This is a genomic window from Escherichia sp. KTE114 (assembly GCF_000407765.1).
GTDB lineage: Bacteria > Pseudomonadota > Gammaproteobacteria > Enterobacterales > Enterobacteriaceae > Escherichia > Escherichia ruysiae.
Window position 1 is genome coordinate 562,289 of the sequence record NZ_KE136626.1, and the last position, 13,142, is coordinate 575,430.

Annotated in this window: 12 protein-coding genes; 8 read left to right on the plus strand and 4 right to left on the minus strand. The window is 51.6% G+C overall.

Features of this window, described 5'->3' with window-relative positions; genetic code table 11:
• Positions 1-129: 129 nt before the first annotated feature.
• A complete protein-coding gene (gene rlmG / locus WC5_RS17835) occupies positions 130-1,266 on the minus strand; it encodes a 23S rRNA (guanine(1835)-N(2))-methyltransferase RlmG (protein ID WP_000018652.1) in 1,137 nt (378 codons plus the stop codon).
• 84 nt (positions 1,267-1,350) lie between these two features.
• Here rlmG and WC5_RS17830 point away from each other — a divergent pair, with 84 nt between their 5' ends.
• The 5 genes from WC5_RS17830 to sstT all read left to right on the plus strand — a co-directional run bounded on the left by WC5_RS17830 (position 1,351) and on the right by sstT (position 6,568).
• On the plus strand, positions 1,351-1,854 hold the full coding sequence (locus tag WC5_RS17830) for a M48 metallopeptidase family protein (RefSeq protein WP_001295542.1): 504 nt from the start codon (positions 1,351-1,353) through the stop codon (positions 1,852-1,854).
• A 76-nt stretch (positions 1,855-1,930) separates the two neighbouring features.
• Complete coding sequence (locus WC5_RS17825) at positions 1,931-2,623, plus strand: SanA/YdcF family protein (RefSeq protein ID WP_016231472.1); 693 nt, start codon at positions 1,931-1,933, stop codon at positions 2,621-2,623.
• A 78-nt stretch (positions 2,624-2,701) separates the two neighbouring features.
• A complete protein-coding gene (locus WC5_RS17820) occupies positions 2,702-3,688 on the plus strand; it encodes a Gfo/Idh/MocA family protein (RefSeq protein ID WP_016231473.1) in 987 nt (328 codons plus the stop codon).
• Positions 3,689-3,970: 282 nt separating this feature from the next.
• Positions 3,971-4,936, plus strand: coding sequence for a TerC family membrane protein Alx (gene alx / locus WC5_RS17815; protein WP_001098791.1), 966 nt, complete (start codon positions 3,971-3,973; stop codon positions 4,934-4,936).
• Positions 4,937-5,323: 387 nt separating this feature from the next.
• Positions 5,324-6,568, plus strand: a complete 1,245-nt coding sequence (gene sstT / locus WC5_RS17810) for a serine/threonine transporter SstT (RefSeq protein ID WP_000211637.1) — start codon at positions 5,324-5,326, stop codon at positions 6,566-6,568.
• 3 nt (positions 6,569-6,571) lie between these two features.
• On the opposite strand, the gene WC5_RS17805 is transcribed toward sstT, so the two are convergent.
• The 3 genes from WC5_RS17805 to uxaC form a co-directional block, all read right to left on the minus strand.
• A complete protein-coding gene (locus WC5_RS17805) occupies positions 6,572-7,123 on the minus strand; it encodes a YgjV family protein (RefSeq protein ID WP_000128138.1) in 552 nt (183 codons plus the stop codon).
• 82 nt (positions 7,124-7,205) lie between these two features.
• A complete protein-coding gene (gene uxaA / locus WC5_RS17800) occupies positions 7,206-8,693 on the minus strand; it encodes an altronate dehydratase (RefSeq protein ID WP_001199401.1) in 1,488 nt (495 codons plus the stop codon).
• 14 nt (positions 8,694-8,707) lie between these two features.
• The gene (gene uxaC / locus WC5_RS17795; protein ID WP_000187462.1) at positions 8,708-10,120 is read right to left on the minus strand and encodes a glucuronate isomerase; all 1,413 of its coding nucleotides are present in this window, start codon (positions 10,118-10,120) and stop codon (positions 8,708-8,710) included.
• Between the two features lie 478 nt (positions 10,121-10,598).
• Here uxaC and exuT point away from each other — a divergent pair, with 478 nt between their 5' ends.
• From exuT to WC5_RS26105, 3 genes are all read left to right on the plus strand, one after another.
• Complete coding sequence (gene exuT / locus WC5_RS17790; RefSeq protein ID WP_016159739.1) at positions 10,599-11,897, plus strand: hexuronate transporter ExuT; 1,299 nt, start codon at positions 10,599-10,601, stop codon at positions 11,895-11,897.
• Between the two features lie 129 nt (positions 11,898-12,026).
• Positions 12,027-12,803, plus strand: a complete 777-nt coding sequence (gene exuR, locus WC5_RS17785) for a transcriptional regulator ExuR (protein WP_000406484.1) — start codon at positions 12,027-12,029, stop codon at positions 12,801-12,803.
• A 187-nt stretch (positions 12,804-12,990) separates the two neighbouring features.
• A complete protein-coding gene (locus WC5_RS26105) occupies positions 12,991-13,125 on the plus strand; it encodes a hypothetical protein (protein WP_423779528.1) in 135 nt (44 codons plus the stop codon).
• The last annotated feature ends 17 nt before the right edge of the window (positions 13,126-13,142 follow it).

Here is a 13,142-nt window from a genome sequence, read left to right on the forward strand (position 1 = left end):
TAAACGTTGAGAAATGCCAAACAAGAGAATGCAAGGGGCGGTGACAGGGATTTTTTGTTTTATGGAAGCGAGATTCCAGAAATGAGCAGCATTGCCGGATGCGCCGCATCCGGCAGGTAGCTGCCAATCTTAACGACGACGCCCCAATTTCACCGCTTTCAGCACCACAAATTTATTATTCGTGGCAATAGTGGTGCAATTGCCGAAAATTTTCTTCAGTTTGTGGAAGTAATCCAGATGGCGGTTGGCAACGATATACAGCTCACCATTGATTTTCAGGCAGCGGCGGGCGTGGTGGAACATCTCCCAGGCGACGTTATCGGTCAGCGCATGTTGCTGGTGAAACGGCGGGTTGCAGAGCACAGCATTAAAGCGGAAAGGCTCCACGCCGGAGAGCGCGTTGTTGATCATAAACTCGCAGCGATCCAGCGCCTCAGGCATGTTGGTTTCAACGTTCAAACGGCTGGAAGCAACCGCCATTGGCGATTCATCGACAAACACCACTTTCGCCTGCGGGTTTTTATCGAGCAATGTCAGGCCAATAACGCCGTTACCACAGCCGAGATCGACAATCTCACCTTCGAGATTCTCCGGCAGATGCTGCATAAAGAAGCGCGCGCCAATATCCAGCCCGGTGCGGGAGAAGACATTCGCGTGATTGTGGATAGTCCAGTCAGTGCCTTCCAGCTTCCAGCTAACAGTCTGCGGCGCATCGGCCAGCGGCGGCTCGTTGAATGTACAGTTAATCAGTCGCGCTTTTTTCCATGCCAGCGTGGTGGTGGTCGGGCCGAGCACTTTTTCAAACAGTTCCAGCGTGGATGTATGGATGTCACGGGCTTTGGCACCGGCAATAATACGTGTATCCGGCGTGACCACTTTGCGCAACGCACGCAGTTGTTGTTCCAGCAATGCCAGCGTTTTCGGTACTTTGATCAGCACCACGCCCGGCTGTTGCGGATAGTCAGCGGTGCTGTCGAGAAACTTCACGCTCGATTCATCAATTCCGTTGAGACGTAAATTCTCGCGCGTTGCCAGTTCGCTGATATATGAGTCGCCAATGCTGTACGGCTTATGTTCTGCCAACGCACAGCTTAACGCGCCAAAGGCATCATTCAGGATCAACACCGGGCCGCAGATTTCTGTATCGTCCAACTGTTGCAGCAGATATTCATCCGCCGCTTCCCACGCCTGCAGCGGGTTAACGTCATCCGTCGCCGGGAAACGTTGTAGTGTCAGTGAACGGAAACCGTTGTCTAAGTGGCTCATCGGCCCTCCTGAATGATAAAATTTCGACGTTGCCCCTGAAAAGGGTGCGTGAGTATACCCTTTTTCTCTTTTTCGTGGGCGGTTATGAGCAATCTTACTTATCTTCAGGGTTATCCCGAGCAGCTACTTTCCCAGGTGCGCACGCTGATTAATGAACAACGTCTGGGCGATGTGCTGGCAAAACGCTATCCGGGAACGCACGACTACGCCACCGATAAAGCACTCTGGCAATATACCCAGGATCTGAAAAATCAGTTTCTGCGTAACGCCCCGCCGATCAATAAAGTGATGTATGACAACAAGATCCACGTGCTGAAAAACGCGCTCGGGTTACATACCGCTGTTTCGCGTGTGCAGGGCGGCAAACTGAAAGCAAAAGCGGAGATCCGCGTCGCTACCGTGTTTCGCAATGCGCCGGAACCGTTTTTGCGCATGATCGTGGTGCACGAGCTGGCGCACCTGAAGGAGAAAGAGCATAACAAAGCGTTCTACCAGTTGTGCTGCCATATGGAGCCACAGTACCACCAGCTTGAGTTCGACACCCGGCTGTGGCTAACGCAGTTGTCGCTTGGGCAAGACAAAATCTGAAAATGATGTCAGGCGTTATATTTTCAATCATTAACGCCTAAAATCGACGCCCCTCTTTTCGTTAAGGATAACGACCATGCTGCGCGCATTTGCTCGCCTTCTTCGCCGCGTTTGTTTTTCTCGCCGGACTCTTAAAATTGCCTGTTTATTGTTGCTTGTGGCAGGAGCGACCATTTTTATCGCCGATCGCGCAATGGTCACCGCCAGCAAGCAGCTGACCTGGAGCGATATCAACGCCGTTCCGGCGCGTAACGTGGGTTTATTACTGGGAGCGAGGCCGGGTAATCGCTACTTTACCCGACGCATTGATACCGCCGCAGAGTTGTACCATGCCGGAAAAGTGAAATGGCTGTTAGTCAGTGGCGATAACGGACGTAAAAATTACGATGAAGCGTCCGGAATGCAACAGGCTTTAATCGCTAAGGGCGTTCCGGCAAAAGCCATCTTCTGCGACTATGCCGGATTCTCGACACTTGATTCGGTGGTACGCGCCAAAAAGGTGTTTGGGGAAAACCATATCACCATTATTTCGCAAGAATTTCATAACCAACGCGCCATCTGGCTGGCAAAACAGTACGGCATCGACGCTATCGGGTTTAACGCGCCAGACCTGAATATGAAGCATGGCTTTTATACTCAGCTGCGGGAAAAACTCGCCAGAGTCAGCGCGGTGATAGACGCGAAAATCCTCCATCGCCAGCCGAAATATCTCGGGCCATCGGTCATGATTGGGCCGTTTAGTGAGCATGGCTGTCCGGCGAAAGAATAATGCGTATCTGCGCACGTCGAAGATGAAAAAGGCGTGCTACATTGACGCCATAACCCCTTTATGGAGTATCCACGCGTTATGATACGTTTCGCCGTGATTGGCACGAACTGGATCACTCGCCAGTTCGTCGAGGCCGCCCATGAGAGCGGCAAATACAAGTTAACCGCAGTCTATTCCCGCAGCCTTGAACAGGCTCAGCACTTCGCCAATGATTTTTCTGTCGAGCATCTGTTTACGTCGCTGGAAGCGATGGCGGAAAGCGATGCCATTGACGCGGTGTATATTGCCAGCCCGAACGCTCTGCATTTTGCCCAGACGCAACTTTTTCTTAGCCACAAAATTCATGTGATTTGCGAGAAGCCGCTGGCATCGAATGTGACGGAAGTGGATGCTGCCATTGCCTGTGCGCGGGAAAATCAGGTGGTGCTGTTTGAGGCATTTAAAACCGCCAGCCTGCCGAACTTTCATTTGTTACGCCAGGCGCTGCCGAAAGTCGGCAAACTGCGTAAAGTCTTTTTCAACTATTGCCAGTATTCCTCGCGGTATCAGCGTTATCTGGATGGTGAGAATCCCAACACCTTTAATCCGGCATTCTCTAACGGTTCAATTATGGATATCGGCTTTTACTGCCTGGCGTCGGCGGTGGCATTATTCGGTGAACCGAAAAGCGTGCAGGCAACCGCCAGTTTACTGGCAAGTGGTGTAGATGCCCACGGCGTGGTGGTGATGGATTACGGTGATTTCAGCGTCACCTTGCAGCACTCAAAAGTGAGCGATTCTGTCCTGGCAAGCGAGATTCAGGGCGAAGCGGGATCGTTGGTGATTGAAAAACTCTCCGAATGCCAGAAAGTGTGTTTTGTGCCGCGTGGCAGCCAGATGCAGGATCTCACCCAGCCGCAGCATATTAATACCATGCTCTACGAAGCAGAGCTGTTCGCTACCCTGGTGGATGAGCATCTGGTGGATCATCCAGGGCTGGCGGTCAGTCGCATCACCGCCAAACTGCTGACCGAGATCCGCTGCCAGACTGGGGTGATTTTTCCGGCAGATAGCGTAAAACTATAATTGCCAAAGTAAAACAGTGTAAAAGGTATGTAACAGACCATTGACTGGCTGAATGGTCTGTCATACTTTGTTACCTGCAAAGGGGAGTAACTTCATTGCCGGTCGATCGTCATTACGATGTGTGAAAAACCACATCCGGTCACCGGGCAACCCGAAAGGAATACGCAGACGTATTCCTTTTTTGTTGTAAGTGAGACCTTGCCGGAAGGCGAGGTCTATGCATAAAAAGCAGCGGCTGACGTCTTCCGACGTTGGCCGTTTTTTTATGTGTAAGGAACTTCTATGAATACTGTCGGCACGCCGTTGCTATGGGGCGGATTCGCTGTTGTTGTCGCTATTATGCTGGCTATCGACCTGTTATTACAGGGGCGTCGTGGCGCACATGCCATGACCATGAAACAGGCTGCGGCATGGTCGCTGGTCTGGGTGACGCTGTCGTTACTGTTTAACGCCGCTTTCTGGTGGTATCTGGCGCAGACACAGGGACGCGAAGTCGCTGACCCGCAGGCGCTGGCCTTCCTCACAGGTTATCTGATTGAGAAATCGCTGGCGGTCGATAACGTCTTCGTCTGGTTAATGTTGTTCAGCTATTTCTCTGTTCCGGCAGCATTACAACGTCGCGTACTGGTGTATGGCGTGCTTGGGGCGATTGTTCTGCGTACCATCATGATCTTCACCGGTAGCTGGCTGATTTCGCAGTTCGACTGGATCCTGTATATCTTCGGTGCATTCCTGCTGTTTACTGGCGTGAAGATGGCGCTGGCTCATGAAGATGAATCAGGAATCGGTGACAAGCCGCTGGTGCGCTGGCTGCGCGGTCATTTGCGCATGACCGACACCATCGACAACGAGCATTTCTTTGTGCGTAAGAATGGTTTGTTGTACGCCACGCCACTGATGCTGGTGTTGATTCTGGTGGAGTTAAGCGACGTGATCTTCGCCGTGGATAGCATTCCGGCTATCTTCGCTGTTACCACCGATCCGTTCATTGTGCTGACCTCAAACCTGTTTGCGATCCTCGGCCTGCGCGCGATGTATTTCCTGCTGGCGGGCGTAGCGGAGCGTTTCTCGATGCTCAAGTATGGCCTGGCGGTGATTCTGGTGTTTATCGGTATCAAGATGCTGATTGTCGACTTCTACCATATTCCGATCGCCGTCTCGCTGGGCGTGGTGTTTGGCATTCTGGTGATGACGTTTATTATCAACGCCTGGGTGAATTATCGGCATGATAAGCAGCGGGTAGAATGATTTTTAATCTGCCTAAGCCATGTACCCTGTCATCAACATGAGTACCGTTTTCTCCCTCTCCCTTCCAGGGAGAGAGTAATTTTTCGCACCGATGCTGGCCTGTTCCCCTCACCCTAACCCTCTCCCCAAAAGGGGCGAGGGGACTGACCGAGTACTTTTTTGACGTTGTTATCAGTCTGGAAGCCGCACGTTGGGCTTTATTTTTATGTCAAACAAATGTAACCATTAAGTTGCAAAACATGACCTCTCTTTAAAATCCAGCATTTTTCGCTTCCCGAAGCTGTAACTTTCCTTATACTCGACCTTGCAAACACTTTGTTACATCCTGAAAGATGCGTCGACAGAACGCACCAGGGATGTGCGACAACACAATGAAAGGATCGAAAAATGACTACGCAACGTTCACCGGGGCTATTCCGGCGTCTGGCTCATGGCAGCCTGGTAAAACAAATCCTGGTCGGCCTTATTCTGGGGATTCTCCTGGCATGGATCTCAAAACCGGCGGCTGAAGCTGTTGGTCTGTTAGGCACTTTATTTGTTGGCGCCCTGAAAGCCGTAGCACCAATCCTGGTGCTGATGCTGGTGATGGCTTCCATCGCTAACCACCAACACGGGCAAAAAACCAATATCCGCCCTATTCTGTTCCTCTATCTGCTGGGTACTTTCTCCGCCGCACTGGCCGCAGTCGTTTTCAGCTTTGCCTTCCCATCGACCCTGCATTTGTCCAGTAGCGCAGGCGATATTTCCCCGCCGTCAGGTATTGTGGAAGTGATGCGCGGACTGGTAATGAGCATGGTTTCCAACCCCATCGACGCCCTGTTGAAAGGTAATTACATCGGGATTCTGGTGTGGGCTATTGGCCTCGGTTTCGCGTTGCGTCACGGTAACGAAACCACCAAAAACCTGGTCAATGATATGTCGAATGCCGTCACCTTTATGGTGAAACTGGTGATTCGCTTCGCGCCAATTGGTATTTTTGGTCTGGTTTCTTCTACGCTGGCAACCACCGGTTTCTCCACACTGTGGGGCTACGCGCAACTGCTGGTCGTGCTGGTTGGCTGTATGTTGCTGGTGGCGCTGGTGGTTAACCCACTGCTGGTGTGGTGGAAAATTCGTCGTAACCCGTTCCCGCTGGTACTGCTGTGCCTGCGCGAAAGCGGTGTGTACGCCTTCTTCACCCGCAGCTCTGCGGCGAACATTCCGGTGAATATGGCGCTGTGTGAAAAGCTGAATCTGGATCGAGATACCTATTCCGTTTCTATTCCGCTGGGAGCCACCATCAATATGGCGGGCGCAGCAATCACCATTACGGTGTTGACGCTGGCTGCGGTTAATACGCTGGGTATTCCGGTCGATCTGCCTACGGCGCTGCTGCTGAGCGTGGTTGCTTCTCTGTGCGCCTGTGGCGCCTCCGGCGTGGCGGGGGGTTCTCTGCTGCTGATCCCACTGGCCTGTAATATGTTCGGTATTTCGAACGATATCGCCATGCAGGTGGTTGCCGTCGGCTTTATTATCGGCGTATTGCAGGACTCCTGCGAAACCGCACTGAACTCTTCAACTGACGTGCTGTTCACTGCGGCAGCTTGCCAGGCAGAAGACGATCGTCTGGCAAATAGCGCCCTGCGTAATTAATGTTTAACCCCTTTCGTCAACGGCGGAAGGGGTTTTCTCTACTTTAAACGGATCAATTCCCCTTTTCTGCATCCGCCAGAAACGAATGATATTCAGGCCATTCATCAGTAGAAAACTGCCTTCAATCATCGTGCCGCCAATCGACCCCGCCCAAAAGTTGTGAATCACCCAGCAACACGTTGAAAACCACATTACGCAGCGCATGGTCAGACCTTTACAGCGAAACAGCGCCCAGGTACTGACAATCGTGCCAATAACCGGCAATAGTTCAACAGGATGGTGGAACTTCGCCAGGCCAATTCCGCCAGTCAGCACAATAAAGATCGCCATTACCCATAAGCTGCGCGTGCGTAAGGTAATCAGTGTACGAATGGCATTAAGGATGGCACTGGCACCGGCGGGATAGGTGCCCAGGAGGAAAAAATGCACGCCAATAACGGCGCTATAGACCGAAAGCTGCTTTTTGAAGCGACGTTCGTCACGGTTAAAAAATGTTGTGATACCAATCAGAAAGGCGATGACACCCACGCCCTGGGCCAGCCAATACGCGGTCATGATAAATCCTTAGCAGGTATGGAAAAGCAAACGGCGCTTCACATTATGAAACGCCGTTTTTTATTAACAACTCATTTCGACTTTATAGCGTTACGCCGCTTTTGAAGATCGCCAGTTCGCGGAAGTCGTTACGCTCGTTGCAGGTTTGCTTACCGTTGGCAAACTCAACGATGGTATCGATAAATTCTTCCAGCAACTGCGGCATCGCTTTACCGTGGATCAGCTGACCCGCGTCAAAGTCGATCCAGTGTTTTTTCTTCGCCGCCAGTTCACTGTTGGTGGCAATTTTCACTGTCGGCACAAAACCACCATATGGTGTACCGCGACCGGTACTGAACAGCACCATGTGACAGCCTGCACCCGCCAGGGCGCTGGTCGCTACGGCATCGTTACCCGGCGCGCTTAACAGGTTCAGTCCCGGCGTTTTCAAACGCTCGCCGTAACGCAGCACGTCAACCACTTCGCTGGAACCCGCTTTCTGAGTACAACCAAGTGATTTGTCTTCCAGCGTAGTAATGCCGCCCGCTTTGTTCCCCGGTGATGGGTTTTCGTAAATCGGCTGGTCATGAGCAATAAAGTACTGTTTGAAATCGTTGACCATGGTGACCAGTTTTTCAAACGTTGCTTCGTCACGGCAATGACTCATCAGCAACTGCTCTGCGCCGAACATCTCTGGAACTTCGGTCAGTACGGTCGTACCGCCGTTAGCAATCACGTAGTCAGAGAAACGCCCCAACATTGGGTTAGCGGTAATACCAGAAAGACCGTCAGAACCGCCGCACTCCAGACCAAACTTCAGTTCGCTGAGTTTGCCTGGCTCGCGTTTATCGTTGCGCATCACGTTATACAACTGATGCAGATGTTCGATCCCGGCCTCGATTTCATCGTCCTGCTGTTGGCAGATCATGAAATGGACACGTTCAGGATCGATATCGCCCAGCGTTTCACGGAAGACATCGACCTGATTGTTTTCACATCCCAGACCAATTACCAGCACCGCACCTGCGTTCGGGTGACGCACCATGTTTTGTAGCATAGTACGGGTATTGATGTGATCGTCACCCAGTTGCGAACATCCGTAGGTGTGGCTGAAGAGGAACACGCCGTCAGTACCTTCGGCATTGTTGGTCTCTTTCAGGAAACGATTCTGGATCTGCCGCGCGATGCCGTTAACACAGCCCACGGTTGGTAGGATCCACAGCTCGTTACGCACCCCGACATCACCATTCGCGCGACGATAGATCTGCACTTCACGATCTGCCGCTTGTGCTGGCAGATCATGAAAATCAGGTTGATAGCGATACTGATCCAGATCGCTCAGATTCGTGCGCGTATTGTGGGCGTGAACGTGTTCACCTGCCGCAATATCCGCCAGTGCATAACCAATCGGCAGGCCGTATTTAATAACGTTGGCCCCTTTTGCGATATCCGTTAACGCAAATTTATGTCCTCGAGCGACATCCTGGCGCAGCGTAACGGTTTGGTTATCGACACTGACTTCTGTGCCTTCAGCCAAATCAGCTAAAGCAACCGCGACGTTATCCAGTGAATGGATCTTGATGTATTGCATATCAACCCCAGACCTTAGTTCAGTTCAATGGCGAAGTAGTCACGCGCATTGTTAAAGCAAATGTTTTTCACCATCTCACCCAGCAGGTTGATGTCCGCCGGTGCTTCGCCCGCTTCCACCCAACGACCGATCATCTGGCACAGAATGCGGCGGAAGTATTCGTGACGGGTGTATGACAGGAAGCTACGGCTGTCAGTCAGCATACCAACAAAGCGGCTCAGCAGACCAAGCTGCGCCAGTTGGGTCATCTGACGTTCCATACCGTCTTTCTGATCATTAAACCACCAGCCAGAACCGAACTGCATTTTGCCCGGCATACCTTCGCCCTGGAAGTTACCGATCATGGTGCCCAGCACTTCGTTATCGCGCGGGTTCAGGCAGTAGAGAATGGTTTTCGGCAGCAGGTTTTCTTCGTTTTGTTTGCTCAGCAGCTTAGACAGCTCTTCCGCCATCGGACGGTCGTTGATGGAGTCAAAGCCTACATCTGGCCCCAGCAGTTTGAACTGACGCAGGTTGTTATTACGCAGTGCGCCAATGTGGTACTGCTGTACCCAGCCGCGACGTGCGTATTCTGCGCCGAGGAACACCAGCACCGCAGTTTTGAACTGTGCCACTTCGTGCTCGCTCAGGGTTTCGCCAGCCAGACGGCGCGCCAGAATGCTGTCCAGTTCCGCTTCGTTCGCTTCAGCAAACATCACCACATCCAGCGCGTGGTCAGACACTTTACAACCGTGAGCAGCAAAGTGATCCAGACGTTTGGTCAGAGCAGTTTGCAGGTCTGCAAAGCGGCGAATGTCGGTATCGGAGACTTCACCCAGCTTCGCCATATAGTCGTTAAAGGTCGCCTGTTCGATGTTGAAGGCTTTGTCCGGACGCCAGCTCGGCAGCACCTTAATGGTGAAAGAGCCGTCTTTGGCAATCTCTGCATGATGCTCCAGAGAATCGATCGGATCATCGGTAGTGCCGACCATTTTCACGTTCATCTGCTGCATGATGCCGCGCGCGGAGAAGTTATCCTGCGCCAGCAGTTCGTTACATTCGTTCCAGATTTCATCCGCAGTAGACGGAGACAGCAGTTTGCCAGTGATACCGAATGGACGACGCAGTTCGAGGTGCGTCCAGTGGTATAACGGGTTGCCGATAGTGTGCGGAACAGTCGCCGCCCATGCGTCAAACTTTTCACGGTCAGAGGCATCACCGGTACACAGGCGTTCAGCTACACCATTGGTGCGCATTGCACGCCATTTGTAGTGATCGCCTTTTAGCCAGATGTCATACAAATTCTTAAAGCGATAGTCTTCTGCGATCTGCTGCGGCGGCAAATGGCAGTGGTAGTCGAAAATCGGCTGGTCTTTTGCGTAGCCGTGATACAGGCGGCGGGCAAATTCAGTATCTAACAGGAAATCTTCAGTCATAAACGGAGTCATTATCGTCTTCCTCTTAACGAGTGAGCTAGCTTGCTTATGGTGCGATGCTGACAAAGTTATCACACCAATTTCCAGAGCCAGAAGATATTTTCGTGAGTTAGATCAATAAACGTAGTTAAAAAAATTACTCTCAAAGTGGTAAATATCGCTGCAAGCCGCGCCGTTACTGGCCTCGCTATCATCCTGTAATGTCCCTACAAATATTCGCACATTTGTGATGGCTCTCACCTTTTAAAGTTGTATGACAAGTTATCTTTTTGCTGTCGCAAATCATAAGTCGACGGAATGCAAATTGCCGATTCATTCATTGGATAAATCGGGTTGACCGGTACGGAAGCCGAATTAACACGAAACTTTCATGGCAACGTTCGGGGCGTGCCGGTTTTTTTTCGGTTACCCGGTCGTAAGTAACATCTTCAGCCTCTGGCGGGATGATGGCCGCGATTACTGCGGATATAACAAAACGATGAGGTTTTACATGCGTAAAATTAAAGGGTTACGTTGGTATATGATCGCACTGGTGACGCTCGGCACCGTGCTCGGTTACCTGACGCGTAACACTGTGGCGGCAGCTGCGCCAACTCTGATGGAAGAGTTAAACATCTCCACCCAACAGTATTCCTACATCATCGCAGCTTATTCTGCTGCTTATACGGTCATGCAACCGGTAGCGGGTTATGTACTGGATGTTCTGGGTACAAAAATCGGTTACGCGATGTTTGCCGTGTTGTGGGCTGTGTTCTGTGGCGCTACCGCGCTGGCAGGTAGCTGGGGCGGCCTGGCGATTGCTCGTGGTGCGGTAGGTGCTGCTGAAGCAGCAATGATCCCGGCGGGTCTGAAAGCCAGTTCCGAATGGTTCCCGGCGAAAGAACGTTCCATCGCAGTAGGTTACTTTAACGTTGGTTCTTCAATTGGTGCGATGATTGCACCGCCGCTGGTGGTATGGGCAATCGTGATGCACAGCTGGCAGATGGCATTTATCATCTCCGGTGCACTGAGCTTTATCTGGGCGATGGCATGGCTGATTTTCTATAAGCACCCACGCGACCAGAAACATCTGACTGATGAAGAACGCGAATACATTATTAACGGTCAGGAAGCCCAGCACCAGGTTGGCACGGCGAAGAAAATGTCCGTTGGTCAGATCCTGCGTAACCGTCAGTTCTGGGGTATCGCGCTGCCGCGTTTCCTGGCTGAACCGGCGTGGGGTACTTTCAACGCGTGGATCCCGCTGTTCATGTTTAAAGTTTACGGCTTTAACCTGAAAGAGATCGCGATGTTCGCCTGGATGCCGATGCTGTTTGCTGACCTCGGTTGTATCCTCGGTGGTTACCTGCCGCCGCTGTTCCAGCGTTGGTTTGGCGTGAACCTGATCGTCTCCCGTAAGATGGTAGTAACGCTGGGTGCGGTGCTGATGATTGGCCCAGGTATGATCGGTCTGTTCACCAACCCATATGTCGCGATTATGCTGCTGTGTATCGGTGGTTTTGCTCACCAGGCACTGTCTGGCGCACTGATTACGCTCTCTTCTGACGTGTTCGGTCGTAACGAAGTGGCAACGGCAAACGGTCTGACCGGGATGTCCGCATGGCTGGCTAGTACGCTGTTTGCGCTGGTTGTTGGTGCTCTGGCTGACACCATCGGCTTCAGCCCGCTGTTCGCAGTGCTGGCAGTGTTCGACCTGCTGGGTGCGCTGGTTATCTGGACGGTATTGCAGAACAAACCGGCGATTGAGGTTGTGGAAGAAGCGCATAACGATCCCGCTCCACAACATTAACGCTTCGTGTAAGTTTTAGTTTCCCTTCAAAGCCGCCTTCTCAGGCGGCTTTTTCATCACTGCGAGTAGAGCTAAACTCGCAAAAGTGGTATAACAAATATAGTCTGCCGTATCATGCCTGGAGCGCATATGGAAATCACTGAACCACGCCGTTTGTATCAACAGCTCGCCGCTGACCTGAAAGAGCGCATCGAGCAAGGCGTCTATCTGGTGGGAGATAAACTGCCCGCCGAACGTTTTATTGCCGATGAAAAAAACGTCAGCCGCACCGTGGTTCGTGAAGCCATCATCATGCTGGAGGTTGAAGGTTATGTCGAAGTGCGCAAAGGCTCCGGCATTCATGTGATTTCAAACCAGCCTCGCCATCAGCAAGCGGCTGACGATAATATGGAATTTGCCAATTACGGCCCATTTGAACTGCTGCAAGCTCGCCAGCTTATCGAAAGCAATATTGCCGAGTTTGCCGCAACCCAGGTGACCAAGCAGGACATCATGAAATTGATGGCCATCCAGGAGCAGGCTCGCGGCGAACAATGCTTCCGCGATTCCGAGTGGGATTTGCAGTTCCACATTCAGGTAGCATTAGCGACTCAAAACTCCGCGCTGGCGGCCATCGTTGAGAAAATGTGGACCCAGCGTAGCCATAACCCGTACTGGAAAAAGCTCCACGAACACATTGATTCCCGTACCGTCGATAACTGGTGTGATGACCACGATCAAATCCTTAAGGCGTTGATTCGCAAAGATCCTCATGCAGCCAAACTGGCAATGTGGCAGCATCTGGAAAACACCAAGATAATGTTATTTAACGAAACCAGCGACGATTTCGAGTTCAACGCCGACCGTTACCTGTTCGCAGAAAACCCGGTTGTGCATCTGGATACGGCCGCCAGCGGCAGCAAATAAAACGCCCATCCGACAGGCGCTGACGCGCGCCTGTACGCTTTGTCAGTAAGCAAAAAGTATAAAGTGTCAGCCTGTGTAAATCCTCTCGCCACCCTCCCCTGCAATCAGCAAAATCAGACTCCACGGACATGTAATTTTGATAACGAACAACGTTGACCTTTGTTACAATTAGATTCAATTTGAATTTATGCTATTAAATGTTTTCTTATCTCACGTTTTAACAGGGAATAGTTCAGGCCGTGTTGGTGTCTCGACCCGCAATCCATACAAAAACAGCAATAATCTGGCGGGAGTACATCATTTAAAACCGGCGTGGCGTTAACCGATTCACCAGGAATA

Excerpts from the sequence above, each read along its gene's own strand:
- exuR (WP_000406484.1), top strand. The coding sequence starts at position 12,027 with ATGGAAATCACTGAACCACGCCGTTTGTATCAACAGCTCGCCGCTGAC.
- WC5_RS26105 (WP_423779528.1), top strand. The coding sequence starts at position 12,991 with ATGCTATTAAATGTTTTCTTATCTCACGTTTTAACAGGGAATAGTTCA.
- rlmG (WP_000018652.1), bottom strand. The coding sequence starts at position 1,266 with ATGAGCCACTTAGACAACGGTTTCCGTTCACTGACACTACAACGTTTC.
- WC5_RS17830 (WP_001295542.1), top strand. The coding sequence starts at position 1,351 with ATGAGCAATCTTACTTATCTTCAGGGTTATCCCGAGCAGCTACTTTCC.
- exuT (WP_016159739.1), top strand. The coding sequence starts at position 10,599 with ATGCGTAAAATTAAAGGGTTACGTTGGTATATGATCGCACTGGTGACG.
- WC5_RS17820 (WP_016231473.1), top strand. The coding sequence starts at position 2,702 with ATGATACGTTTCGCCGTGATTGGCACGAACTGGATCACTCGCCAGTTC.
- WC5_RS17825 (WP_016231472.1), top strand. The coding sequence starts at position 1,931 with ATGCTGCGCGCATTTGCTCGCCTTCTTCGCCGCGTTTGTTTTTCTCGC.
- uxaA (WP_001199401.1), bottom strand. The coding sequence starts at position 8,693 with ATGCAATACATCAAGATCCATTCACTGGATAACGTCGCGGTTGCTTTA.
- sstT (WP_000211637.1), top strand. The coding sequence starts at position 5,324 with ATGACTACGCAACGTTCACCGGGGCTATTCCGGCGTCTGGCTCATGGC.
- alx (WP_001098791.1), top strand. The coding sequence starts at position 3,971 with ATGAATACTGTCGGCACGCCGTTGCTATGGGGCGGATTCGCTGTTGTT.
- WC5_RS17805 (WP_000128138.1), bottom strand. The coding sequence starts at position 7,123 with ATGACCGCGTATTGGCTGGCCCAGGGCGTGGGTGTCATCGCCTTTCTG.
- uxaC (WP_000187462.1), bottom strand. The coding sequence starts at position 10,120 with ATGACTCCGTTTATGACTGAAGATTTCCTGTTAGATACTGAATTTGCC.